This is a genomic window from Streptomyces sp. NPDC001852 (assembly GCF_042891825.1).
In the GTDB taxonomy this organism is placed as follows: Bacteria; Actinomycetota; Actinomycetes; order Streptomycetales; family Streptomycetaceae; genus Streptomyces.
Window position 1 is genome coordinate 1 of the sequence record NZ_JBIATN010000024.1, and the last position, 24,055, is coordinate 24,055.

The window sequence follows — 24,055 nt, forward strand, 5'->3', positions numbered from 1 at the left end:
TCTCGCCGCACCGGCCCCAGACCCAAGTACGTCCAGTACGAGGGTCTGGGGCCGGCACTCCCCCAGCCTTCGGCCGGGGGGACCCCCAGAGCACGTACCTGACGCCGCGCGGCCGCCCTTCGGGCGACGACGCGAATTGTCAGACAGGCCCTAGTGACCGGTGGCCGCGTCCACGCACAGGCCCAGCACCGGTACGCACAGCCCGCCCGGGCCCGGGGCGGGGGTGCCGTGGGTGGGCGCCGGTGTGGTCGGGGCCGGCTCGGCGGTGGTCGGGGCCGGGCGCGGCGCGGACGTCGTCGCCGAGGGATGGGGTGTGGTGCCCGGGGTGGCGGACGTGGCGGTCGGGAGGCCGGTCGCGCTCGGTACGGCGGTGCCCCGCGCCGGTGCCCCGGACGTGGCCGGGCCGGTGGGTGTGGCCGTGGGGGTCGGTGCGAGGCTTCTGCCGCCCATGACGGAGGTCGCCGAGGGCAGCGGGGTGGCCGTGGCGGCGGTGTTCGCCGCATGGTCCGTGGCGCCGTCGCCCGCGCCGACGCGGGGCTCGGCCTCTGCCGTGCCCGGGGCGCCGGCGCCGGACTCGGCCGAGACCCGGACCAGGCTGAGCACACCCGCGGCCAGGGCGAGACCGCCGGCGGCGAGCAGCACCTTGCGGGGGCGCGGTTTGCGGTGCCGCCCGCGCCGTACGGGCCCTTCGTCCCCGTCGTCCGTACGGGCCTGTGCAGGTGTCGGTGCCATGGTTCCCCTCCCCGGTTCCCCTCCCGGCCGCGCCCCGGGCGCGCCGTGGCGGACGCACGCTATGCGCTCCTGTGGGCGATGTGGGGTGAGACGGCCGGGATGTCACTCGAACGGGCGTAGCCCCCTGGACTTTCCTGCGATCGGGTACGGCTGCGATGATCGGGCCGAGCAGTGCGTTAACCCGCGTTAACACGTGAGCCGGAGGATGTCATGAGCGAGGAGCGGTTCGGGGAGTTCGTGCTGGTGCGGCGGCACGGGCATGTCGCGGAGCTGGTCATGGACCGGCCCAAGGCCATGAACGCCGTCTCGACACAGATGGCCCGCTCCCTCTCCGCCGCGTGCACGGCGCTGGCCGGCGACCGGGACGCGCGCGTGGTGGTCCTGACCTCGTCCCACGAGCGGGCGTTCTGCGTCGGAGCGGACCTGAAGGAGCGGAACTCCTTCAGCGACGCCGACCTGCTGCGGCAGCGGCCGGTGACGCGCGGTGCGTACACCGGGGTACTGGAGCTGCCGATGCCGACGATCGCGGCGGTGCACGGCTTCGCGCTGGGCGGAGGTTTCGAACTGGCCCTGTCCTGCGACCTGATCGTGGCGGACGGTACGGCGGTGGTGGGGCTGCCGGAGGTGTCCGTGGGCGTGATTCCCGGGGGCGGCGGTACCCAGCTGCTGCCGCGGCGCATCGGCGCGGCGCGGGCGGCCGAGCTGATCTTCTCCGCGCGGCGGGTGGAGGCGGCGGAGGCGGCCGAGCTGGGGCTGGTCGACCGGGTGGTGGCCGAGGGTCGCGACCGCGAGGAGGCGCTGGCGCTGGCCGCCACCATCGCCGGCAACTCTCCGGTCGGGCTGCGGGCCGCCAAGCGGGCACTGCGGCTGGGGCATGGCCTGGATCTGCGGGCGGGCCTGGAGGTCGAGGACGCGGCGTGGCGTTCGGTGGCCTTCTCGGGGGACCGTGCGGAGGGCGTGGCGGCCTTCAACGAGAAGCGCAAGCCGGAGTGGCCGGGGGAGTAGGCGGCCCTGCGCCTCATGGGCGCCCTGTGCTGATACACGGCTCCGCCGCGTGGGTGCGACCAGCCACCGCGGACCCGCACCCGGCAACGGTCCCGCAGCCCCGGGCCCGTAGCCGCACGGTCCCCCTCCACCTGTTCGCCCCGCCAATGTCCCGATTCCCCCAAATCCTACCTAACCTGGAGTAATGGGCGAGGACAGGCGGCTGGCCGCAGTCGTGGCGCTGGCACAGGGCATGGCAGCCGCGCACACCCCGGCAGGGGCATGGCGGGCCGCCGCGCTCGGCGCCTGCCGGGCGCTGGACGGCAGCTTCGCCGCGCTGTCGGTGTGGGAGCGGGAGCTGGGCCGCCTGCGCGTCCTCGTGAACGTGGGGGACAGGCGTCCGGACGAGGAGGAGTTCCCCGAGTCCGAGGCCTACCCGGTGCACCAGTTCCCGGAGATCACCGAGTTCCTGCACGAGCGGTGGGCCGGCGGGGGCGGACCGAACGCGTGGGTGGAGACCGCCGAGGGGACCGCCGCCGGCACCCCCGGCTACTTCCATCAGCGGGTCGCCGCGCTGCGCCGCCGCGGCCGGGGGTGCTGCGTCGTCGCCCCGGTCCTGCTGCACGGCAGGGCCTGGGGCGAGTTGTACGTCGCCCGCGCCGTCGACGCCCCCGTGTTCGACCGCGCCGACGCCGACTTCGCGACCGTGCTGGCCGCCGTCGTCGCCGCCGGGCTCGCGCAGACCGAGCGGCTGGAGGAGGCCCGCCGGCTCGCGTACACCGACGCCCTCACCGGACTCGCCAACCGCCGGGCCGTCGACGTACGCCTGGAGGAGGCGGTCGAGCGGCACCGTACGCAGGGTGTGGCCGTCAGCCTGGTCGTCTGCGATCTCAACGGGCTGAAACGGGTGAACGACACCCTCGGGCACGCCGTCGGCGACCGGCTCCTGGAGCGCTTCGGTTCGGTGCTGTCGCTGTGCGGCGCCATGGTGCGGGGCGCGCTGGTCGCGCGGCTCGGCGGGGACGAGTTCTGTCTGCTGGCCGTGGGGCCGCCCGCCGACGACGTCGTCAAGGCCGCCGATGAACTGTGCCGCAGGGCAGGGGAGTTGGAGCTCGGCGAAGGCGTGGCGTGCGGGGTCGCCTCGACCGAGGATCCGATCGGTGAGGTGCGGGACGCGCGGCGGCTGTTCCGGCTCGCCGACGCCGCCCAGTACCGTGCCAAGGCCCTGCGCGCCGACCGGCCGGTGGTGGCGGGGCGGGAGGGTCCGGACGATCCGGTCGTCCGGCTGGCCGACGAGCCGCCGCACGTGGCGCCCGCCGAGCGGCGCCGGTTCCGTGGGCGCCGGCCGTGAGGCGAAGCCCACACGAACCGGTAAGGGTCGCTCCCGTACTCCACTAGTGACATCTCTGCATTCAATGCGTACGCTCCTGAATATGGATATGCACACTGTGGTGGTGGGGACGTCGGGTGTCACGGCGTCCGACGTGCTCGCCGTGGCGCGCGGCGGTGCCCGCGTCGAGCTGTCGGCCGAAGCGGTGGCGGCCCTCGCCGCGGCCCGCGAGATCGTGGACGCGCTGGCGGCCAAGCCGGACCCGGTCTACGGCGTCTCGACCGGTTTCGGCGCGCTGGCGACCCGGCACATCAGCCAGGAACTGCGCGCCCAGCTGCAGCGCAACATCGTCCGCTCGCACGCGGCCGGCATGGGCCCGCGGGTGGAGCGCGAGGTCGTACGGGCCCTGATGTTCCTGCGCCTGAAGACCGTCTGCTCCGGGCACACCGGCGTCCGGCCCGAGGTCGCGCAGACCATGGCGGATGTCCTCAACGCCGGGATCACCCCGGTCGTGCACGAGTACGGCTCCCTCGGCTGCTCCGGCGACCTGGCCCCGCTGTCCCACTGCGCCCTGGCCCTCATGGGCGAGGGGGACGCGGAAGGGCCCGACGGGGTCGTACGGCCCGCCGGTGAGCTGCTCGCCGAGCACGGGATCAAGCCGGTCGAGCTGCGCGAGAAGGAGGGCCTCGCCCTCCTCAACGGCACCGACGGCATGCTCGGCATGCTGATCATGGCCCTCGCCGACCTCGACACCCTCTACAAGTCCGCCGATGTCACCGCCGCCCTCAGCCTGGAGGCGCTGCTCGGCACGGACAAGGTGCTCGCGCCGGAGCTGCACGCCATCCGGCCGCATCCGGGCCAGGGTGCCAGCGCCGCCAACATGCTGGCCGTGCTGAAGGGTTCGCAGCTCACCGGGCACCACCAGGACGACGCCCCGCGTGTCCAGGACGCCTACTCCGTGCGCTGCGCCCCGCAGGTCGCCGGCGCCGGGCGCGACACCATGGCGCACGCCCGGCTGGTCGCCGAGCGCGAGCTGGCCTCCGCCGTCGACAACCCGGTCGTGCTGCCCGACGGCCGCGTGGAGTCCAACGGCAACTTCCACGGCGCGCCCGTGGCCTACGTCCTGGACTTCCTCGCCATCGCGGCGGCCGACCTCGGCTCCATCGCCGAGCGCCGCACCGACCGGCTGCTGGACAAGAACCGCAGCCACGGTCTGCCGCCGTTCCTCGCCGACGACGCGGGTGTCGACTCCGGGCTGATGATCGCCCAGTACACGCAGGCCGCGCTGGTCAGCGAGTTGAAGCGGCTCGCCGTGCCCGCCTCCGCGGACTCCATCCCGTCCTCCGCCATGCAGGAGGACCACGTGTCCATGGGCTGGTCGGCCGCGCGCAAGCTGCGCACCGCCGTCGGCAACCTCACCCGGATCATCGCCGTCGAGCTGTACGCGGCCACCCGGGCCATCGAGTTGCGCGAGGGCCTCGCCCCGGCGCCCGCCTCCCAGGCCGTGATCGAGGCCGTGCGCGCCGCCGGTGTGCAGGGCCCGGGCCCGGACCGGTTCCTGGCGCCCGACCTGGCCGCCGCCGACGCGTTCGTGCGCGAGGGCCGGCTCGTGGCCGCGGTGGAGTCGGTCACCGGCCCGCTGCAGTAACGTCTCCGCACGCGGAGAGGGGCCCTGCCGTGTGCAGGGCCCCTCGTGTTCCCACGTCACTTCAGCTCGGCCTGCTGGGCCTTGAGGGCCACCGGCGAGACAGGGCGCCCTCAAGGGAGACTAAAACCCCATGCGTTCGCGGCGCACCGAATACACCACGAAGCCGGCGCCCACACCGAGGAAGAGGGTGCCGCCGACGACGTACGGCGTGGTGTCGATGCTTCCGGTGTCGGCGAGTTCGGTGTCGTCCGCCGCTTCCCGGGCGGTCTCGGCGGTCGCCTGTGACACCGCCCTGGCCTGCTGGGTCAGATGCGCGGCGGAGGTTTCCGCGCTCGCTCTCGCCGTGGTGTCCGCCGAGGAGTCCTGCGAGGCGTTCGCGGACGGGACGAACCACAGCGCGCACAACAGAGTGCCCGCGGCGGTGGCGGTCAGCAGCGGACGGCGAGCGGATGACACGGAATATCGATCCCCTTGTGACGCTGGCGAATTGGCCGTGGGCAGCGATGTTAGTGAAAGTTGCGGGTCACAGGAAAGTCACGGGAGGTTTCGGCCGTACGCTCCCGCCATGAACCCTGAAGAGACATCACGGTATGTACGACTTCGTGTGGAGATCGTCCTCGAGGTGCAGGACGAGGACGAGGTGAGCAAGGCCGCGCTGCGCCGGCTCGCCGCCGACGCGGAGCTGCCGGCGGCGGAGCGGGCCCAGGCCGAGGGAGCTGTGACCGAAGACACCGCGGAGGCCCTGGCCTATCTCGTGGATCCGTTCGACCTGGTCAGCGAGGTGCCCGGGGTGGAGCTCCAGCAGGCGTCCTGGTCGAGTGAGCGGATCGACTACGACCCGGACTCGCCGGACTGGGACCTGGATGAGGATGATGGGGCGGACGACGAAGAAGAGGACGGCATCGGCTGAGCGTCACGGGGCACCCATGACCCCGGACGGCAACCGCCGTCCGGGGTTTCGTCGTCTCAGGGGACGCACGGACCGACTCCCGCACCACCCGCGCACCGTGGACGTGGTGTGCCCCACAGATCCACGGGATCCGGAACGGGGCGGTACGGCCGTAGCGTTGAAGGTTCTTGCGGGGGCTTTTGGGGTTTCTGGCGACTCGGCAACGATGGAGAAGCGTGTGATGACGGACAGTAAGCGGCGCAAGGGCCTGATGGCCGCGTCCGCACTGCTCGGTGGTGTCCTGGCCCTCACGGCCTGTTCCGGCGGCGGCAGCTCCAAGTCGTCCGACAAGGGCGGCTCCTCCCAGGCCCAGGCCGACGCGGCGGCGGCGAAGAAGTCCTCGCAGGCGCAGATCGCCATCACGCCGAAGGACGGCTCCGACAACGCGTCGATCAACAACTCCGGCACCGTCACCGTCAGCAAGGGCACGCTCACCGGCGTCACCATGACCACCGAGAGCGGCACGGCCGTCCCCGGTCAGCTCTCCGCCGACAAGCTGAGCTGGAAGCCCAGCACCCAGTTGCAGCGCTCCACCACCTACAAGATCGCCGCGGAGGCCAAGGACTCCCAGGGCCGCATAGCCCACGAGAACGCCTCCTTCACCACGGTCTCGCCGGCCAACAGCTTCATCGGCACCTACACCCCGGACAACGGCTCCACGGTCGGTGTCGGCATGCCGGTCTCGATCAACTTCGACAAGGCGATCACGAACAAGGCGGCCGTGCAGAAGGGCATCACGGTCAGCTCCAGCAGCGGCCAGGAGGTCGCCTGCCACTGGTTCAACGCCAACCGCATGGACTGCCGCCCGGAGCAGTACTGGAAGGAAGGCTCCACCGTCACCCTCAAGATGGCGCTCGACGGCGTCGAGGGCGCGCCCGGTGTCCACGGCGTCCAGCAGAAGACAGTCACCTTCCACATCGGCCGCAACCAGGTCTCCTACGTCGACGCGAAGACCAAGCAGATGAAGGTCACGCAGGACGGCAAGGTCGTCAAGACCATCCCGATCTCCGCCGGCTCCCCCGAGCACACCACGTACGAGGGGCAGATGGTGATCTCCGAGAAGTTCACCCAGACCCGGATGAACGGCGCGACGGTCGGCTTCAAGGACTCCGACGGCAAGGGCGAGTACGACATCAAGGACGTGCCGCACGCGATGCGCCTGACCAGCTCGGGCACCTTCATCCACGGCAACTACTGGGGTGCGCCGTCCGTCTTCGGCAGCGTCAACACCAGCCACGGCTGTGTCGGTCTGCAGGACGTCAAGGGCGCCGGCGACCCGAACACTCCGGCCGCCTGGTTCTACGGCCACTCCCTGATCGGTGACGTGGTCGTCGTCCAGAACACCGGCGACAAGACGGTCTCCCCGGACAACGGCCTCAACGGCTGGAACATGGACTGGGCCCAGTGGAAGGCCGGTTCGGCGGTCTGACACCCCGTTGGCAGCTTCCCGGTGCCGCCCCCAGGGGCGGCACCGTCGTTTCCAGCACGGGTTGACCTTCGTCATGGTCACCCACGACTCCGCGATCGCGAAGAAGGCCCCGCGGCCGGCCACCATCCGTAAGGGAAAGATCACGGTGAGGGAGAACGCCGGTGCCTGATCCGGCAGTTGTGTAACGGCGATCAGGACGCGGCGTAACAGTTCTCCTTCATCATTTCTTACCGTCCTTTTGTCTATTGAGCCGTCTGATCACCCCCCGGCATACTCTGCGTGACCCCGGGGGGTTGACGTTCTCACCCACGACACCCCCCCGGCCGGGCGAACGGGGAATTCGCCCGGTACTCCATCTCCAGGGGGAGAACTTGCGCAGACAAGTGAAAAGAGCTGCTGCGGCCGGTGTGGGCACGGCCGCAGTCGTCGCCCTCGCAGCGGGTATGACCAGCCCGGCGTCGGCGAAGCCCGCGGAGCGCATCCCGGCCGTCGCCTCCGCGCTCTCCGCGAAGACCCATGTCACCCTCATCACCGGTGACCGTGTCGTCCTCGACGCCAAGGGCCGCATCGTCGGCCTGCAGCGGGCCAAGGGCCGCGAGCACATACCCGTCCAGGTCCGCAGGACCGACGGCCACACGCTGGTCGTCCCGGTCGACGCGGCCCACCTGGTCGCCTCCGGCAAGCTGGACCAGCGCCTGTTCGACGTCACCGAGTTGACCAAGGCCGCCACCCGCCGGGCCCAGAAGAACGGCCTGAAGGTCATCGTCGGCTACAACGGCTCCGCCCGGACCGCCAAGGCGGACGTCCGGGAGGCCGGCCGTCTGCGGCACAGCCTGGCGGCCCTCGACGCCGACGCCGTACAGACGCCGGCCGACGACACCGCCGGGCTGTGGCACGCCGTCACCGACGGGGACGACACCGCCTCCGGCATCGCGCACGTCTGGCTCGACGGCGTCCGCCAGGCCTCCCTCGACAAGTCCGTGCCGCAGATCGGCGCCCCGGTCGCCTGGAAGGCCGGCTACACCGGCAAGGGCGTGAAGGTCGCCGTCCTGGACACCGGTGTGGACACCGGCCACCCGGACCTCAAGGACCAGGTGATCGCGTCCAGGAACTTCTCCGGCGCCGCCGACGCCACCGACCACTACGGGCACGGCACCCACGTCGCCTCGATCGTGGCGGGCACCGGCGCCAAGTCGGGCGGCAAGTACAGGGGAGTCGCCCCGGACGCCAGGATCCTCAACGGCAAGGTCCTGGACGACACCGGCTCCGGTGACGACTCCGGCATCCTCGCCGGCATGGAGTGGGCGGCCCAGCAGGGCGCCTCCGTCGTCAACCTCAGCCTCGGCGGCTACGACAGCCCCGGCATCGACCCGCTCGAGGCCGAGGTCGACAAGCTGTCCGCCACCAAGGGCATCCTGTTCGCGATCGCCGCGGGCAACGACGGCCCGCACTCCATCGGTTCGCCGGGCAGCGCGGACGCCGCGCTCACCGTCGGCGCCGTCGACAAGAAGGACAAGCTCGCCGACTTCTCCTCCACCGGCCCGCGCCTCGGCGACTACGCCATCAAGCCCGACGTCACCGCGCCCGGCGTGGACATCACCGCCGCCGCGGCCAAGGGCAGCGTCATCGACCAGGAGGTCGGCGAGAAGCCCGAGGGCTACCTGACCATCTCCGGCACCTCGATGGCCACCCCGCACGTCGCGGGCGCCGCCGCGATCCTGAAGCAGGAGCACCCCGACTGGGGCTACGCCGAGCTGAAGGGCGCACTGACCGGCTCCGCCAAGGGCGGCGCCTACACGCCGTACCAGCAGGGTTCGGGCCGTATCGCGGTGGACAGGGCCTACCGGCAGACCGTGATCGCCGACCCGGTCTCGGTGAACTTCGGGCTGCAGCAGTGGCCGCACACCGACGACAAGCCGGTCACCAGGAAGGTGACCTACCGCAACCTCGGCGACAAGGCCGTCACGCTCACCCTGAGCAGCACCGCCCTCGACCCCAAGGGCCACGCGGCCCCGTCGGGCTTCTTCAGGCTCGGCGCGACCAGGCTGACGGTTCCGGCGCACGGCAGGGCCTCCGTCGGCCTCACCGCCGACACCAGGCTGGGCGGCTCCCTCGACGGCGCCTACTCCGCGTACGTGACCGCGACCGGCGCCGGCCAGAGCGTCCGCACGGCCGCCGCGGTGCAGCGCGAGGTGGAGTCGTACGACATCACGCTGAAGGTCATCGGCCGTGACGGCAAGCCGGGCACGTACTACAACGCCGACCTCAACGGTGTCGCCGGACTCGCGAACGGCACGGAGGTGAGCCCGTACGACCCGTCCGGCACGGTGAAGGTGCGCCTGCCGAAGGGCACGTACATCCTCAACTCCGCCGTGTTCGTGGACAAGAACGGCACCAAGGGCACCGACTGGATCGCCCAGCCGAAGCTGACCGTCGCCAAGAAGCAGACCGTCACGATCGACGCGCGCCGGGCCAGGCCGGTGGACATCACCGTCCCCGCCTCGGGCGCGAAGCCGGAGTTCGCCGCGCCGGAGTACGACGTCACGACAGGTGCCGGCGAGTTCAGCTACAGCTGGTTCCTGGACTCGTACAAGAACTTCCGCGCCGCCCACCTGGGCCCGCCGCTGCCCGACGGCCAGTTGTTCCAGCAGTGGGACGGCCACTGGACCAAGGGCGCGGGCGAGGAGTACGACGTCACCTCCGGCGGCCCGGTCAAGCAGCTCGCCACCGGCTACACCAAGCACTGGAAGGCGAGCGAGCTGGCCACCGTCAAGGCCCGGCTCGGTGCCGCCGCGAGCGGCAAGACCGGTTCGATCAGCGCCACCGGCTGGCTGCCCGGCAGCTCCGGCGCCTCCTCCGTCGACCTCCCGCAGAAGCTGCCCGGCACCCGCACCCTGCACCTGTCCGCGGGCGGCGGGGTCCTGTGGGACCTGACCTTCAGCCAGTACGGCGGACGCGACCAGGACGGCTTCCCGATCCAGGACGCGGGCTACACGCTCGGCCAGTCCTCCTTCAGGGCCGGCCACAGCTACACGAGGACGGTCGACACCGCGGTCTTCGGCCCGTACGTCAACAAGGACCTCGGGCTGTTCCGCACCGGCAACGAGATCTACGGCTCGCTGCCGCTGTTCGCCGACTCCGCCCGGCACGCCGGGTACTCGGAGTTCACCTCGGTGAACACGACCCTGTACCGCGACGGCACCGAGGTCGGCTCCAACGCCGACCCGCTGTTCGGTGACGAGACCTTCAAGGTCCCGGCCGGCGAGGCCGCGTACAGGCTGACCACCTCGGTCAAGCGCTCGGCGAAGGTCTCCCGGGCCTCCTCGCGGATCGACGCGACCTGGACCTTCCGCTCCGGGAATGTCTCCGGCACCGCCGTCCAGCTCCCGGCCTCCGTCCTGCACTACGGCGCCACGACCGGCCTGGACAGCTGTGTCGCGGCCGGGAGGACGGTCACCTTCCCGGTCACCGTCGAGGGCGCGGCCGCGGGCCGCAACCTGAAGTCCCTCGCGGTGTACGTCTCCTACGACGGCAGGACCTTCACCAAGGTCGACGTCCGGGGCGGCAGGATCACCGTGAAGAACCCGGCGAAGGGCAGGTCCGTCTCCTTCCGCTCCGAGATCACCGACAGGAAGGGCAACACGTCCGAGATCACGATCTACGACGCTTACTTCGGCAAGTGAGCCGTAGCGCCCGCTGAACGAGCGAGGGGCACCCGGAGCACGGCTCCGGGTGCCCCTTCGTCGTACGGGGGCCTACGCCGACGGCACCGCGCGGGCCGCGTCCGTGCCCCAGCTGGCCAGGAGGCGCAGGGAGTCGGCGGACGGGGAGCCGGGCTCGGCGTGGTACGTGATCAGGGACTGCTCCGAGTCGTCCGTCAGGCGGAAGGACTCGAAGTGCAGGCAGAGGTCGCCCACCAGCGGATGGCGCATCCGCTTGATGCCGTGGCTCTTCTCCTTGACGTCGTGCGTCGCCCACAGCCGGCGGAACTCCTCGCTCTTGACCGAGAGTTCACCCACGAGCGCGGACAGCCTCGGGTCGTCCGGGTGGCAGCCCGCGTCCATGCGCAGGGCGCAGACGATGTCGATCGCCTTCTGCTCCCAGTCGACGAACAGCTCGCGGTAGTCCGGGCGCAGGAACGTCAGACGCGCCCAGTTCCGCTCCGCCGCCGGCAGTTCCGCCCAGTCACCGAAGAGGGCCGCCGCCATCCGGTTCCAGGCGAGGATCTCCGAGCGGCGCCCGACGACGTACGCCGGTACGCCGTCCATCGTGTCCAGCAGCTGCCGCAGCGCGACGCGGACCTGCTGCTGGCGCGCCGCCGGCTTCTTCTTGTGCGACTTGGGCTTGGCCAGGTGCGTCAGATGCGCGTGCTCGGCGTCCGACAGCCTGAGCGCCCGGGCGATCGAGTCCAGGACCTCCGCCGAGACGTTCCGTCCGTTGCCCTGTTCCAGCCGGGTGTAGTACGCCACCGACACCCCGGCCAGCTGTGCCAGCTCCTCGCGGCGCAGCCCCGGCACCCGCCGGTGCCGTCCGAAGTCCGGCAGCCCCACGTCCTCCGGCTTCAGCCGGGCCCGCCGGCTGCGCAGGAACTCGCTCAGTTCCGCGCGCCGGTCCAGCGAGTGCCGTGCGGTGGCCGCCTCCGGCTCCGAGTCCCTGCGTTCCATACGTCCAGTATTCCTGGTCGTACGCACAGCATCCTGACCCCGTCAGTGGTAGGCACGGCAGTCGTACGCAAAGCCGTGACCTGGGAGAGCGGTGGGGCGTGCGGCAGGCTGGAAGCGTGCCCCGGCGGAAGGCAGCCGGGCACGACGCCCCCTTGCTAGGAGAACCCCGGCATGACCACTGTTGCTGCGTACGCCGCGCCCGCCGCCAAGGCTCCGCTGGAGCGGACCACCATCGAGCGGCGCGCGGTCGGCGAGTTCGACGTCCTGATCGACATCAAGTTCGCCGGTATCTGCCACTCCGACATCCACCAGGTCCGGGACGGCTGGCGCCCCGGCACCTTTCCGATGGTCCCCGGCCACGAGATCGCGGGTGTCGTCTCCGAGGTCGGCCCCGGTGTGACGCGGTTCGCCGTGGGTGACCGGGTGGGCGTCGGCTGCATGGTCGACTCCTGCCGCGCGTGCGACAACTGCCGGGCCGGCCTGGAGCAGTACTGCACGGGCGGCGGCCCGACCTGGACCTACAACGGCACCGGCAAGGACGGTCAGCCCACCTACGGCGGCTACTCGCAGAAGATCGTCGTCGACGAGAACTACGTCGTCCGCATCCCGGACGGTCTCTCCCTGGACGTGGCGGCCCCGCTGCTGTGCGCCGGCATCACCACCTACTCGCCGCTCAGGCACTGGAACGCCGGCCCCGGCAAGAAGGTCGCGGTCGTCGGTCTCGGCGGCCTGGGCCACATGGGCGTGAAGATCGCGGCCGCCCTCGGCGCCGAGGTCACCGTGCTGTCCCAGTCCCTGCGCAAGAAGGACGACGGCCTGAAGCTGGGTGCCACCCACTACCACGCCACCAGCGACCCGAAGACCTTCGAGGAGCTGGCCGGCACCTTCGACCTGATCCTGAACACCGTCTCGGCCCCGCTGGACTTCGCCGCCTACCTGTCCCTGCTGCGCACCGACGGCGCGATGGTCAACGTGGGCATCCCGGAGGAGCCCGTGCAGATCGTCCTGCAGTCCCTCTTCGGCCACCGCCGCAGCCTGAGCAGCTCCGGCATCGGCGGCATCGCCGAGACCCAGGAGATGCTGGACTTCTGCGCCGCGCACGGCCTGGGCGCCGAGATCGAACTGATCGGCGCCGGGGAGATCAACGAGGCGTACGAGCGGGTGCTGTCCAGCGACGTCCGCTACCGCTTCGTGATCGACACGGCGACGATCTGAGAGCCGGCGTGCGCCGCGGCCGCGGCGGCATCGGGGCCGGCGACCGCTGGACGAGTAGTTCCGGTTGCGGTTCACGGACGCAGGGAGGGTGTCCGGCATCGGGTTGTGACAACCGGGTCGGACACCCTCTCGACCGCACCGTCCGGCGCACCCATCACCAGGTCACTGACCGCCTATGACCACTGAGCCACATCGGAACCACTCGTCCGATCGATCGAAAACCCCTCTCCCGCGGAGTAGGCCCGCACGAGCACACCCGCGTCCCCGCCCGGCCGTACGACATGGGCGCGGCCCAGCCCCGCCACCCTGACCTCGCCACCCACCACGTGGAGCAGGGTGTTCTCGTCCACGGCGACCCCGTACGGCGCCGCGCCCCGCCCGACGACCGCGATCAGCCGCGCGAGCGTCCCCCACTGGGCGGCGTGGACGTCCACCGCGAACGGCACCAGCCCGAGCCCCGCCCGTACCTCGACCTCCGCCAGATCCTCACCGGTCTCCTCCGGGCACACCGGCGTCCCGTCCGCCAGCCACCCGCCGACCACGGCCCGCCGCGCGGCGACGGCGGCGCCCGCGGAGAACCCGGCGTACGGCATCCCACGCCCCGCGAGCAGCGCCGGCAGCCGTTCCAGACAGTCCCCGAGTGCCTCCTGGTACGCGGGCGTCAGCCCACCGCACACCAGCAGCCCGCCGACCCCGTCCAGTGCCGCCTCCGGCTCGAACCGGCCGCCGAGCGGCACGAGCAACGGCACGGGCGTGCCCGCTCCCGCCTTCCGCAGCACCTCGGCGTACCGCTCGAACTGCGCCGCCCCGTCCCCCTCGTCGACGATCAGACACCCGATGCGCCGGTCCTCACCGACCGCACGGACGAACGGCTCGTACACCTCGGCGGTGTCCCACCCGCCACCGATCAGAAACGTGCTCATCGCTCTCCCCCCGGGTTCTGCAGCCTTTGTTGCTTCTGCGGCTTCCATGGCCGCGCGAACGGCGAATGTACGGGGAAAGGCCCGCCCTCGTCGCCGGAATTAGCCGGCTGCCTGCGCCGTGAGCCCCGGCAGCGCGGCCGCGTTGCCGCCGGGGACGCGGTCCCGGACCAGCTCGACGGCCTCCATCCAGTTCAGTCCGCCCAGCCGGCTGACGACGAACGCGCCGCGCGGCTGGAGGCGGAGCAGGCGGAACTACGCCGTCTCATCGCGGAGTTGGCAGGAGAGCAGGGGTGACCGGGGCTCAGCCGGGGAGGGTGGCCGGGTTGCCGCCGTTGGCCTCGTAGCCGGCCACCGCCAGGGCGCGGTAGAGGGCGAACTCGGCGGCCGGGTCGGCGGACAGCATCCAGGGCAGCGCACCGACGTGCCCGTCCACGTGTATCAGCTGGTGCATGGCCTCCTGCCAGCGCTCGGCACGGACCAGGAAGAAGATCAGCAGATGGCGGACGTGCGCGAGCATGGGGTCGTCGGGGCGGGCCGAGTGCACCGCGTGCAGGGCGCCGTGCATCGCCTTGGTGACGACCTCGCTCTGGTAGAAGCTCGCCACCAGGTTCACCTCGGGAAGGTGCTCGAAGACCGCGAACAGGGGCAGCGCGGCGAGCAGTGAGCCCTGCGGCGCGCGGGCCGCTGCGGCCTCGGCGAAGGCGTACGCCTGCTCGCGCGAGCCGTGCCACTTCTCGCACCAGTAGTGCAGCGCGGCCAGATGAGCGCCCATGTGATGCGGGGCGCGGTCGAGGATCTTCAGCCACAGCTGGTCGAACTCGGCCTGGGAATAGGCGAGTCCACGGGCGATGGACAGCTCGACGATGTACGGCACCGGGTCGCCGGGAGCGAGCAGGGCCGCCTGCGCGCACGCGTCCCGGGCCTCCTCCATGATGATCCGGAAGTCGTCCGTGCCCGGCGTCGACGTCCGCCAGGCCTGCTGCACCAGGAACTCCGCGTAGACGGCGGCGCAGCCCGCGTCCTTGGGCTGCTCGGCGCGCCACACCCGCAGCCACTGGCCGCCCGGCGTCTCATGCACCCCGCCGGGCCGCCGCTGCAGCTCCAGCGCGGCCGCGCCCGCGAAGGCCTGCACCCGCTGCCAGCGCGGCTCGCCCTCGGCCTCGGTGCCGGCCAGCAGCTGGGAGGCCGCGCGATAGTCCTGCGTGCGCTGCACCAACTCCAGGACGTCCAGCAGGTCCTGGTCCGGGCCGGGCATGCGCACGTCCAGCTCCTCCTGGCGCACGAAGCCGTAGGCCGCCGGGTCGGCGGCGTCCGGGTGTCCCGGAGGAACCTGCTCGATCACCCCGCGCCTGCGCCGCATGAACGAGAGCAGCACGAAGCTCAGCATGAGCAGCGCCATGAGCAGCCAGAGAATCGCCATGCCCCAAGCGAACCAGACGCCGCCGACAATTGGCCAACCCCGCCGCGAGGCTGTGGAAAACTCCGGATCTGTTCATGACAGGGTAAGGGGAAACCCTTCGCCGGTGCCGCTCGAGCCCGGTGGGCTTCAGGATCCGGTCAGGCGCACTACGCTCGGTGCACATGAGCGACAGGCACATCAGTCAGCACTTCGAGACCCTCGCGATCCACGCGGGCAACACCGCGGATCCCCTCACCGGCGCGGTCGTCCCGCCGATCTACCAGGTCTCGACCTACAAGCAGGACGGCGTCGGCGGGCTGCGCGGCGGCTACGAGTACAGCCGCAGCGCCAATCCCACCCGCACCGCCCTCGAGGAGAACCTCGCCGCGCTCGAGGGCGGCCGTCGCGGCCTCGCCTTCGCGTCCGGCCTGGCGGCCGAGGACACCCTGCTGCGCACGCTGCTCAGCCCCGGTGACCACGTGGTGATCCCGAACGACGCCTACGGCGGCACCTTCCGCCTCTTCGCCAAGGTCGTCACCCGCTGGGGCGTGGAGTGGTCCGTCGCCGACACCAGCGACCCGGCCGCCGTACGGGCCGCGATCACCCCCAGGACCAAGGCCGTCTGGGTGGAGACCCCCTCCAACCCGCTGCTCGGCATCACCGACATCGCCGCCGTCGCCTCCGTCGCGCACGACGCGGGCGCGAAGCTCGTCGTCGACAACACCTTCGCCACGCCCTACCTCCAGCAGCCGCTGTCGCTCGGCGCGGACGTCGTCGTCCACTCCCTGACCAAGTACATGGGCGGTCACTCGGACGTGGTGGGCGGCGCGCTGATCGTCTCCGACCAGGGCCTCGGCGAGGAGCTGGCCTACCACCAGAACGCGATGGGCGCCGTCGCGGGCCCCTTCGACTCCTGGCTGGTGCTGCGCGGCACCAAGACCCTCGCGGTGCGGATGGACCGGCACAGCGAGAACGCCACGAAGATCGCCGACATGCTGACCCGGCACGCGCGCGTGACCAGCGTGCTCTACCCGGGCCTGCCCGAGCACCCCGGACACGAGGTCGCCGCGAAGCAGATGAAGGCGTTCGGCGGCATGGTGTCCTTCCGCGTCGAGGGCGGCGAGGAGGCCGCGGTCGAGGTGTGCAACCGGGCCAAGGTGTTCACCCTCGGCGAGTCGCTCGGCGGCGTCGAGTCCCTGATCGAGCACCCCGGCCGGATGACGCACGCGTCCGCGGCCGGTTCCGCGCTGGAGGTACCCGGCGACCTGGTACGCCTGTCCGTGGGCATCGAGAACGTCGACGACCTGCTGGCGGACCTCCAGCAGGCCCTGGGCTGACGGAAACGAACGCCTGCCGCGGGACGGGTTGCGGGGGGAGGCTTGCGGTCACCGACTGCAGGGACGGAAGCCGTGGCAGCAGGTGAAACCGACGGCGTGCCGGCCCCCTGAAGCCCGGCGGCCGCCACTGCGCCGCGCCGCCGGGCCCGGACAGCGTGACCACCGTCGTACGCGGGCCGCATCTCCCGTCGGCCCGCGGCTCACCAGCCGGTGACCGGTGGCGTCGTCTGGGAGGGCGGCTCCGTCCACGGGTGTACGCGGGCCGCCCACACGCTGAACGCGACGGCTGCGGCGCAGGCCAGCAGCCACAGCACCCGGCGGACGAGCTGCCCGCGCCGCAGCAGGCGCTCGCCGCGGCGCACCGCCTCCGAGCACAGGTCCGCCGGCACCGGTGCCGGCGCCTGCTCCATGATCTGCCGCGCGGCGGCCTCCCGTTGGGGCCGGTTCACACCGCCCTCCCACTGCACCGGATCCCGGACATCCGCACGCTGCTCGGGCCGCCCACGGGCCCGGCACTCTCGCCGACTCGCCGCCCCTTCATGAAGGCGCCACCTCTCTGCCCGCCGTACGTGGAGTGGGGTGGAGCAGGGTGGCTGTCGCGCGGTCGCAGATGGTGTGGATGCGCTCGCGTGGGAGTCCGAGGAGGGCCGCCGCCTGCTCCTCGGCGACGCCTTCGTACAGGCGCAGGACCAGGATCAGCCGTTCCTGCGGGCCCAGGGCGGCGAGCGGGCTGCGTGGATCCGGGCGCATCCGGCCGAAGGCGCCGTACTGGTGCCAGGTTGCGCGTGCGAAGCGGGTGGCGAGGTACTGGCGGGCGCAGTCGTACGGGTCCTCGCCGTGCAGCCGGTCCCAGCGCGCGTAGGTGTGGGCGAGCGCGAGCGTCAGCAGGCGCCGCGCGCGCGGGTTGGCGTCCGGCGCCTCCGCGGTCAGCAGCGTGGCGGCATGCAGCAGACGTCCGGCCGCACCCGCGACGAACGCCTCGAACTCCCGGGCCCGGCGGGCTCCTCGGGACACCTGCCGATCACGCACCACGCCTCCCCCTAGAGGGGGTCCTGTCCGGTACGGGACAGGTGAACCGCGTACGACGCAGGACCCGGTCTCATATGAGGCCAGTGGCGGCCCGGGGTCAAGACTCCGGACCCGTACTCTGCCCGGCGCGTCTCAGGACGCCGGCGGCTGGTCGGCCGGCCCGGTGCCCTGCACCGTCATCCGCGCGGACAGCGCGCCGTTGAACCGGGTCAGGAGCGTGCAGAACTGCTCGCGCTCCTCCGGTGCCCAGTCCTGTGTCAGCTCGGCCATCAGCTGACGCCTGGAGGAGCGCACCTCCTCCAGCCGGGCGACCCCGCGCGGGGACAGCTGAAGGACCACCGCCCGCCCGTCCTCGGGGTGCGAGGTGCGCTTGACGAGCCCGGTGTCGACCAGCGGAGCCACCTGCCGGGTGACCGTGGAGGAGTCGATGCCCATGCTCGCGGCGAGCGCCTTGACGCCCATCGGGCCTTCCTTGTCGAGGCGGTTGAGCAGCAGGTACGCCGCGCGGTCCATGGAGTTGCGCACCTGCCCGACCCCGCCGAGCCGCGTCTGTTCGGCACGGCGGGCGAACACCGCCACCTCGTGCTGGAGGGTGTCGAGGAGGCCGGTGTCACCGACGGTCGTCATGTCCATCGACATTTCAGGTGTTGTGGGCATGGCCGGAGGCTCGCTTCATGAAGGGCTGCTGGGTTGGGGGACAGGGTACGCGGCCCGGCGGCGGGCCGTACCGGCGCTGCACAAACCGGTCTCGGAGCTTGGTCACACCCGTCGTGTACGACCGTGAACTGCGATGCTGGAGTCATGAGCTACGGCACGGCTGACTCCTTGCGTTCCGTCACCCTCGACGACGTGCGCGGCGCCCAGAAGATGCTCTCGGGCGTGGCACGCGTGACCGCGATGGAGGGCAGCCGCCACCTGACCCAGCTGGTCGGCGCGCCGGTGCATCTGAAGTGCGAGAACCTGCAGCGGACCGGATCGTTCAAGCTGCGCGGCGCCTATGTGCGGATCTCCGGGCTGCTGCCGGAGGAAAGGGCGGCCGGGGTGGTGGCCGCGAGCGCCGGGAACCACGCGCAGGGCGTGGCGCTCGCCTCCTCGCTGCTCGGTGTGCACTCCACGGTGTTCATGCCGAAGGGCGCGCCGCTGCCGAAGATCAGCGCGACGCGCGACTACGGCGCCGAGGTCCGCCTGCACGGCCAGGTGGTCGACGAGACGCTGGCCGCCGCCGAGGAGTACGCGGCCCAGACGGGGGCGGTGTTCATCCATCCCTTCGACCACCCGGACGTCATCGCCGGTCAGGGCACGGTCGGCCTGGAGATCCTGGAGCAGTGCCCGGAGGTGCGCACGATCGTCGTCGGCATCGGCGGCGGCGGGCTCGCGGCCGGTATCGCGGTGGCGGTGAAGGCGATCCGGCCGGACGTCCGGATCGTCGGCGTGCAGGCGGAGGGTGCGGCGGCCTACCCGCCGTCGCTGGCCGCCGGGCACCCGGTGTCCGTGCGGCACCCGGCGACGATGGCCGACGGGATCAAGGTGGGGCGGCCGGGCCAGGTGCCGTTCGGGATCGTCAGGGACCTGGTCGACGAGGTGCGCACGGTCGGCGAGGACCAGTTGTCGGCCGCGCTGCTGCTCTGCCTGGAGCGGGCCAAGCTGGTCGTGGAGCCGGCCGGGGCGAGCCCGGTGGCGGCGCTGCTGGCGGCGCCGGACACCTTCGAGGGGCCGGTCGTCGCCGTGCTCTCCGGGGGCAACGTGGATCCGGTGCTGCTGCAGCGCGTGCTGCGGCACGGCATGGCCGCGCAAGGCCGCTACCTGGCCGTTCGGCTCCGGCTGACGGACCGCCCGGGCGCCCTTGCCACGCTCCTCGGGGTGTTGTCAGTGGTCGACGCTAATGTCCTCGACGTGAGCCACGTACGAACCGACCCCCGGCTCGGGCTCACGGAGGCGGAGGTGGAGCTGCACCTCGAGACGAAGGGCCCGGTGCACTGCGCCGAGGTCGGCCAGGCCCTGCGGGACGCGGGTTACACCGTCATCGACTGAGGCCGGGGCCGGCCTTCTGTCCCCCTTCGCCACCCGTTCCGGTGAAGTCCATTGAGGAACGCGATACATCGCGTTATGGTGTGTCGCGGAGGCTGTGGCCCCACCGCCGCATGCGGAAAATCGCAGGCGCGTGCGAACCCGCAAACCTAGCCTTTCCGAAACATCCCCGACGACGTGGAGACAGACATGCCAGGCGCCATCCATGCCGAAGGCCTGGTGAAGACCTTCGGCGACGTAAGGGCTCTCGACGGCGTAGACCTGGACGTGCCCGAGGGCACGGTCCTCGGCCTTCTCGGGCCGAACGGCGCCGGCAAGACGACGACCGTCCGCTGCCTGACCACGCTCCTGCGCCCCGACAGCGGCAAGGCGGTCGTCGCGGGCGTGGACGTGCTGAAGGACCCCGACGCCGTACGCCGCTCCATCGGCCTGTCCGGTCAGTTCGCGGCGGTCGACGAGTATCTGACCGGCCGGGAGAACCTGCAGATGGTCGGACAGCTGTACCAGATGAAGGGCAAGGCGGCGAAGGCACGCGCGGCGGAGCTGCTGGAGCAGTTCAACCTCGCGGACGCCGCCGACCGCCCCGCCAAGACCTACTCCGGAGGCATGCGCCGCCGGCTCGACCTCGCCGCGGCCCTCGTGGTCTCGCCGCCGGTGATGTTCATGGACGAGCCGACGACCGGCCTGGACCCGCGCAACCGCCAGCAGTTGTGGGAGGTCATCAAACAGCTCGTCTCCGGCGGTACGACGCTGCTGCTCACCACGCAGTACCTGGAGGAGGCCGACCACCTCGCCCACGAGATCGCGGTGGTCGACCACGGCCGGGTCATCGCCAAGGGCACCTCCGACCAGCTCAAGGCCCGCACCGGCGGTGAACGCGTCGAGGTCGTGGTGCACGAGCGCGAGCACATCGCGAGCGCCGCCGAGGTCTTGCGCGGCTTCGGCAAGGGCGAGGTCACGGTCGAGGAGCACACCCGCAAGCTCACGGTCCCGGTGACCGGCGGGGCCAAGCTGCTCGCCGAGATCATCCGCGAGCTGGACACCCGCGGGATCGAGATAGACGACATAGGGCTGCGCCGCCCCACCCTCGACGACGTCTTCCTGTCGCTGACGGGACACGTGGCCGAGACCGCCGCCCAGGACGACGAGGCGACCGCCGAGGAGGCCGTGAAGTGAGCGCCGTGAACGATTCACTGGTCGTAGCCCGCCGGAACCTGATCCGCATGGGCCGGATTCCCGAGATGCTGATCTTCGGGCTGATCCAGCCCATCATGTTCGTGGTGCTGTTCACCTACGTGTTCGGCGGCTCGATCCAGGTCGGCTCGTCCAACTCGACCCAGGCCTACCGTGAGTTCCTGATGGCCGGCATCTTCGCGCAGACGGTCACCTTCGCCACGGCGGGCGCCGGTGCCGGCATCGCGGACGACATGCACAAGGGGCTCATCGACCGCTTCCGCTCCCTGCCCATGGCGCGCGGCGCGGTCCTGACTGGGCGCACCCTCGCCGACCTGGTGCAGACCGCGCTCACCATGGTCGTCCTCGCGGTCGTCGCCCTGATCGTCGGCTGGCGCACGCACGAGAACCTCGGCAAGGTGCTCGCCGGATTCGGACTGCTCCTGCTGCTCGGGTACGCGTTCTCGTGGATCGGCGCGCTCATCGGCCTGTCCGTGCGCACTCCTGAAGCGGCGACCTCGGGCGGCCTGATCTGGCTGTTCCCGCTGACGTTCATCTCCAACGCGTTCGTGGACGCGAACAAGATGCCGGCCTTCCTGCGGCACGTCGCGGAGTGGAACCCCTTCAGCGCCACCGTCCAGGCCTCCCGCGAGTTGTTCGGGAACCTTCCCCCGGGTTTCCGGGCCGCCGACGCCTGGCCCATGCAGCACCCCGTCTGGGCCTCGCTGATCTGGTCGGTCGTGATCATCCTCGTCTTCCGCACCCTCGCGGTCCGCAAGTACCGCTCGGCCACCGCCTGACGGCTTCGGGCATGACGAAGCCCCCGGTGTCGAGCGGGATCCGCCGGACACCGGGGGCTGGAGGTCACATGGGGTGGGGTGGTCAGCCCGAGTACGGCTCGGCCTTCAGGATCCGCACCGAAGCCTTCTTGCCGTTCGGCAGTTCGTACTCCGCGTCCTCGCCGACCTTGTGGCCGATGACGCCGGCGCCCAGCGGGGACTGCGGCGAGTACGTCTCGATGTCGGCGCTCGCGTACTCGCGGGAGGCGAGCAGGAACGTCATCGTGTCGTCCTCGTCACCGTCGAAGGCGATCGTGACGACCATGCCCGGCGCGACGGCACCGTCGGCGGAGGCCGGGGCCTCGCCCACCTGGGCGTTCTCGAGAAGCTGGGTCAGCTGCCGCACACGCAGCTCCTGCTTGCCCTGCTCCTCCTTGGCCGCGTGGTACCCGCCGTTCTCACGCAGGTCGCCCTCCTCGCGCGCGGCCGCGATCTTGGCGGCGATCTCCGTGCGCGCAGGACCAGTAAGGTACTCAAGCTCGTCCTTGAGCTTGTTGTACGCCTCCTGGGTCAGCCAGGTGACGTTCTCGCTGGTCTGGGTCACAGGGTGCTCCTCGTCGGTACTGGGAATACAAAGCATCGCCCTACCCAGAAGAATGTTCCCTCTCGGGTGGGCGAAACCACGAGCCTAACAATTCAAGGCCGGAAGGGGGAGGACATAAGCCATCAGAATCACATCAACGCAGGTCAGCGTGTACGTATTCCGGGTGAAGCCGGGGAGTGTCCGGGCCCCGGTCAGCCGGTATGGCAGCCGAGCAGCTCGGCCGTGGTGCCCTTCGCCGTCGTACGCAGCGTGACGACCTTGTCGATACGCGTGGCCGACCCGGTGAAGCGGAAGTCGGCCCGGCCCACCTCGGAGCCGTCCGCCGCCTGGGAGCGCAGGGTGCAGTAGCCCGAGGTGCCGGAGTCCTTGCGGACCTCCAGATGCACCTCGACCGCGTTGTCCGTGGCGTCGAAGGCGATCACCTGGGCGCTGATCCTGCTCTCCACCACATAGTGGTAGGCGAAGTAGCCGACCAGTGCGAGCAGGGCCGCGCCGAGCACCGCACCGGCGACCTTGAGCCTGCGGTCGGCACGCTCGTCCGAGGAACGGCCGTAGCGCCCCTCGGGCAGCCGCGCGCTCGCCGTGCTCATGATCGTCCTCTCGGCAGAACCGGTCCCGGAATTATTCGCCCCCCGATTCCGTCACTATAGAAGCCGCCGATCGCGCCGAAGACACGGGGCGCCGACTGACCGAGGATTGAGTCTTGACTGACCAGCTGCGACTGATGGCCGTTCACGCACACCCCGACGACGAGTCGAGCAAGGGCGCGGCCACCATGGCGAAGTACGTGTCCGAGGGGGTGGACGTGCTGGTGGTGACCTGCACCGGCGGAGAGCGCGGGTCCATCCTCAATCCGAAGCTCCAGGGCGACAAGTACATCGAGGAGCACATCCACGAGGTACGCAAGAAGGAGATGGACGAGGCCCGGGAGATCCTCGGCGTCAAGCAGGAGTGGCTCGGGTTCGTCGACTCCGGCCTGCCCGAGGGCGACCCGCTGCCGCCGCTGCCCGAGGGCTGCTTCGCCCTGGAGGACGTCGACAAGGCGGCCGGCGAACTGGTCCGCCAGATCCGCTCCTTCCGCCCGCAGGTGATCACCACCTACGACGAGAACGGCGGCTACCCGCACCCCGACCACATCATGACCCACAAGATCTCCATGGTGGCGTTCGAGGGCGCGGCGGACGCCGAGAAGTACCCGGAGTCCGAGTTCGGCCCCGCCTACCAGCCGCAGAAGCTGTACTACAACCAGGGCTTCAACCGCCCCCGCACCGAGGCGCTGCACCACGCGATGCTCACGCGCGGCCTGGAGTCGCCGTACGGTGAGTGGCTCAAGCGCTGGGACGAGATGCAGCGCACCGAGCGCACCCTGACCACGCACATTCCGTGCGCGGACTTCTTCGAGATCCGCGACAAGGCGCTGATCGCGCACGCCACGCAGATCGACCCCGACGGCGGCTGGTTCAAGGTGCCGATGGAGATCCAGAAGGAGGTCTGGCCGACGGAGGAGTACGAGCTGGCGAAGTCGCTCGTCGACACCTCCCTCCCCGAGGACGACCTCTTCGCGGGCATCCGGGACAATGCCTGACATGAGCGCAAGCGTGAGCCTGGCAGTGACGCATCTGGTCCCCCTCGCCAAGGAGGTGGACCAGAACAAGGTCACCCCCGGTGTCCTCGGCTTCATCGTCTTCGCGGTGATGGCCCTGGCGGTGTGGGGCCTGATGAAGTCGATGAGCAAGCACATGAACAAGGTCGACTTCAAGGAGCCCCCGGACCCCGAGGCCGAGCAGGCGGGGAGGGCCGAGAAGGCCGACTCCGCGGCCGAGCGAGGCTGA

General features: G+C 71.1%; 23 protein-coding genes and 1 pseudogene. 14 read left to right on the forward strand and 10 right to left on the reverse strand.

Annotated features, from left to right (window positions below; translation table 11 throughout):
• Positions 1-150: 150 nt before the first annotated feature.
• Positions 151-732 carry a hypothetical protein gene (locus tag ACFYZB_RS32805; protein WP_388764729.1) on the reverse strand — a complete coding sequence of 194 codons (582 nt, stop codon included), beginning with the start codon at positions 730-732 and terminating at the stop codon, positions 151-153.
• Positions 733-942: 210 nt separating this feature from the next.
• On the opposite strand from ACFYZB_RS32805, the gene ACFYZB_RS32810 reads away from it, so the two are divergent.
• The 3 genes from ACFYZB_RS32810 (at position 943) to hutH (ending at position 4,694) form a co-directional block, all read left to right on the forward strand.
• Positions 943-1,737, forward strand: a complete 795-nt coding sequence (locus ACFYZB_RS32810) for an enoyl-CoA hydratase/isomerase family protein (RefSeq protein WP_388764731.1) — start codon at positions 943-945, stop codon at positions 1,735-1,737.
• Positions 1,738-1,921: 184 nt separating this feature from the next.
• Positions 1,922-3,067, forward strand: a complete 1,146-nt coding sequence (locus tag ACFYZB_RS32815) for a diguanylate cyclase domain-containing protein (RefSeq protein WP_388764733.1) — start codon at positions 1,922-1,924, stop codon at positions 3,065-3,067.
• Positions 3,068-3,155: 88 nt separating this feature from the next.
• Positions 3,156-4,694 (forward strand): histidine ammonia-lyase, encoded by a 1,539-nt coding sequence (gene hutH, locus ACFYZB_RS32820; RefSeq protein WP_388764927.1) that lies wholly within the window; start codon positions 3,156-3,158, stop codon positions 4,692-4,694.
• A gap of 120 nt (positions 4,695-4,814) precedes the next feature.
• Here the strand turns inward: hutH and ACFYZB_RS32825 are convergent, their stop codons facing one another.
• Positions 4,815-5,150, reverse strand: coding sequence for an LPXTG cell wall anchor domain-containing protein (locus tag ACFYZB_RS32825; protein ID WP_351209177.1), 336 nt, complete (start codon positions 5,148-5,150; stop codon positions 4,815-4,817).
• A gap of 109 nt (positions 5,151-5,259) precedes the next feature.
• On the opposite strand from ACFYZB_RS32825, the gene ACFYZB_RS32830 reads away from it, so the two are divergent.
• From ACFYZB_RS32830 to ACFYZB_RS32845, 4 genes and pseudogenes are all read left to right on the forward strand, one after another.
• Complete coding sequence (locus ACFYZB_RS32830) at positions 5,260-5,604, forward strand: hypothetical protein (protein WP_388764736.1); 345 nt, start codon at positions 5,260-5,262, stop codon at positions 5,602-5,604.
• A 220-nt stretch (positions 5,605-5,824) separates the two neighbouring features.
• Positions 5,825-7,072 carry an Ig-like domain-containing protein gene (locus ACFYZB_RS32835; RefSeq protein ID WP_388764739.1) on the forward strand — a complete coding sequence of 416 codons (1,248 nt, stop codon included), beginning with the start codon at positions 5,825-5,827 and terminating at the stop codon, positions 7,070-7,072.
• A 52-nt stretch (positions 7,073-7,124) separates the two neighbouring features.
• Positions 7,125-7,241, forward strand: a pseudogene (locus ACFYZB_RS32840) (ABC transporter ATP-binding protein); the annotation flags it as partial.
• 214 nt (positions 7,242-7,455) lie between these two features.
• Positions 7,456-10,755, forward strand: a complete 3,300-nt coding sequence (locus tag ACFYZB_RS32845; RefSeq protein WP_388764741.1) for a S8 family serine peptidase — start codon at positions 7,456-7,458, stop codon at positions 10,753-10,755.
• A gap of 72 nt (positions 10,756-10,827) precedes the next feature.
• Here the strand turns inward: ACFYZB_RS32845 and ACFYZB_RS32850 are convergent, their stop codons facing one another.
• Positions 10,828-11,736, reverse strand: a complete 909-nt coding sequence (locus ACFYZB_RS32850; RefSeq protein WP_388764742.1) for a helix-turn-helix domain-containing protein — start codon at positions 11,734-11,736, stop codon at positions 10,828-10,830.
• 171 nt (positions 11,737-11,907) lie between these two features.
• Between ACFYZB_RS32850 and ACFYZB_RS32855 the strand changes: the two genes are divergently transcribed.
• Positions 11,908-12,951, forward strand: a complete 1,044-nt coding sequence (locus ACFYZB_RS32855; protein WP_351209173.1) for an NAD(P)-dependent alcohol dehydrogenase — start codon at positions 11,908-11,910, stop codon at positions 12,949-12,951.
• 173 nt (positions 12,952-13,124) lie between these two features.
• Here the strand turns inward: ACFYZB_RS32855 and ACFYZB_RS32860 are convergent, their stop codons facing one another.
• Together ACFYZB_RS32860 and ACFYZB_RS32865 are read right to left on the reverse strand one after the other, a co-directional pair.
• Complete coding sequence (locus ACFYZB_RS32860) at positions 13,125-13,874, reverse strand: hypothetical protein (RefSeq protein WP_388764745.1); 750 nt, start codon at positions 13,872-13,874, stop codon at positions 13,125-13,127.
• Positions 13,875-14,175: 301 nt separating this feature from the next.
• Entirely contained in the window at positions 14,176-15,294 is a 1,119-nt protein-coding gene (locus ACFYZB_RS32865; RefSeq protein WP_388764747.1) for a hypothetical protein, read from the reverse strand.
• Between the two features lie 161 nt (positions 15,295-15,455).
• On the opposite strand from ACFYZB_RS32865, the gene ACFYZB_RS32870 reads away from it, so the two are divergent.
• A complete protein-coding gene (locus tag ACFYZB_RS32870) occupies positions 15,456-16,610 on the forward strand; it encodes a cystathionine gamma-synthase (RefSeq protein ID WP_351209170.1) in 1,155 nt (384 codons plus the stop codon).
• 200 nt (positions 16,611-16,810) lie between these two features.
• Here the strand turns inward: ACFYZB_RS32870 and ACFYZB_RS32875 are convergent, their stop codons facing one another.
• From ACFYZB_RS32875 to ACFYZB_RS32885, 3 genes are all read right to left on the reverse strand, one after another.
• On the reverse strand, positions 16,811-17,059 hold the full coding sequence (locus ACFYZB_RS32875; RefSeq protein ID WP_351209169.1) for a hypothetical protein: 249 nt from the start codon (positions 17,057-17,059) through the stop codon (positions 16,811-16,813).
• 88 nt (positions 17,060-17,147) lie between these two features.
• Positions 17,148-17,639: a sigma factor-like helix-turn-helix DNA-binding protein gene (locus ACFYZB_RS32880; protein ID WP_388764749.1), complete on the reverse strand. Its 492-nt coding sequence runs from the start codon at positions 17,637-17,639 to the stop codon at positions 17,148-17,150.
• 132 nt (positions 17,640-17,771) lie between these two features.
• Entirely contained in the window at positions 17,772-18,272 is a 501-nt protein-coding gene (locus ACFYZB_RS32885; protein ID WP_388764928.1) for a MarR family winged helix-turn-helix transcriptional regulator, read from the reverse strand.
• 168 nt (positions 18,273-18,440) lie between these two features.
• On the opposite strand from ACFYZB_RS32885, the gene ilvA reads away from it, so the two are divergent.
• From ilvA to ACFYZB_RS32900, 3 genes are all read left to right on the forward strand, one after another.
• Complete coding sequence (gene ilvA, locus ACFYZB_RS32890) at positions 18,441-19,670, forward strand: threonine ammonia-lyase (RefSeq protein WP_351209166.1); 1,230 nt, start codon at positions 18,441-18,443, stop codon at positions 19,668-19,670.
• Positions 19,671-19,856: 186 nt separating this feature from the next.
• Positions 19,857-20,843, forward strand: a complete 987-nt coding sequence (locus ACFYZB_RS32895) for an ATP-binding cassette domain-containing protein (RefSeq protein ID WP_388764752.1) — start codon at positions 19,857-19,859, stop codon at positions 20,841-20,843.
• Positions 20,840-21,640 carry an ABC transporter permease gene (locus ACFYZB_RS32900; protein WP_388764754.1) on the forward strand — a complete coding sequence of 267 codons (801 nt, stop codon included), beginning with the start codon at positions 20,840-20,842 and terminating at the stop codon, positions 21,638-21,640. The genes ACFYZB_RS32895 and ACFYZB_RS32900 overlap by 4 nt, the downstream gene beginning before the upstream one ends.
• An 82-nt stretch (positions 21,641-21,722) precedes the next feature.
• Here ACFYZB_RS32900 and greA read toward each other — a convergent pair whose 3' ends face one another.
• Both greA and ACFYZB_RS32910 read right to left on the reverse strand, forming a co-directional pair.
• Positions 21,723-22,223 carry a transcription elongation factor GreA gene (greA, locus tag ACFYZB_RS32905; RefSeq protein ID WP_351209163.1) on the reverse strand — a complete coding sequence of 167 codons (501 nt, stop codon included), beginning with the start codon at positions 22,221-22,223 and terminating at the stop codon, positions 21,723-21,725.
• Between the two features lie 191 nt (positions 22,224-22,414).
• On the reverse strand, positions 22,415-22,813 hold the full coding sequence (locus ACFYZB_RS32910) for a DUF4307 domain-containing protein (protein WP_351209162.1): 399 nt from the start codon (positions 22,811-22,813) through the stop codon (positions 22,415-22,417).
• Between the two features lie 134 nt (positions 22,814-22,947).
• Here ACFYZB_RS32910 and mca point away from each other — a divergent pair, with 134 nt between their 5' ends.
• Both mca and ACFYZB_RS32920 read left to right on the forward strand, forming a co-directional pair.
• Positions 22,948-23,808, forward strand: a complete 861-nt coding sequence (gene mca, locus ACFYZB_RS32915) for a mycothiol conjugate amidase Mca (protein ID WP_351209233.1) — start codon at positions 22,948-22,950, stop codon at positions 23,806-23,808.
• The gene (locus ACFYZB_RS32920; RefSeq protein WP_388764757.1) at positions 23,801-24,055 is read left to right on the forward strand and encodes a hypothetical protein; all 255 of its coding nucleotides are present in this window, start codon (positions 23,801-23,803) and stop codon (positions 24,053-24,055) included. The genes mca and ACFYZB_RS32920 overlap by 8 nt, the downstream gene beginning before the upstream one ends.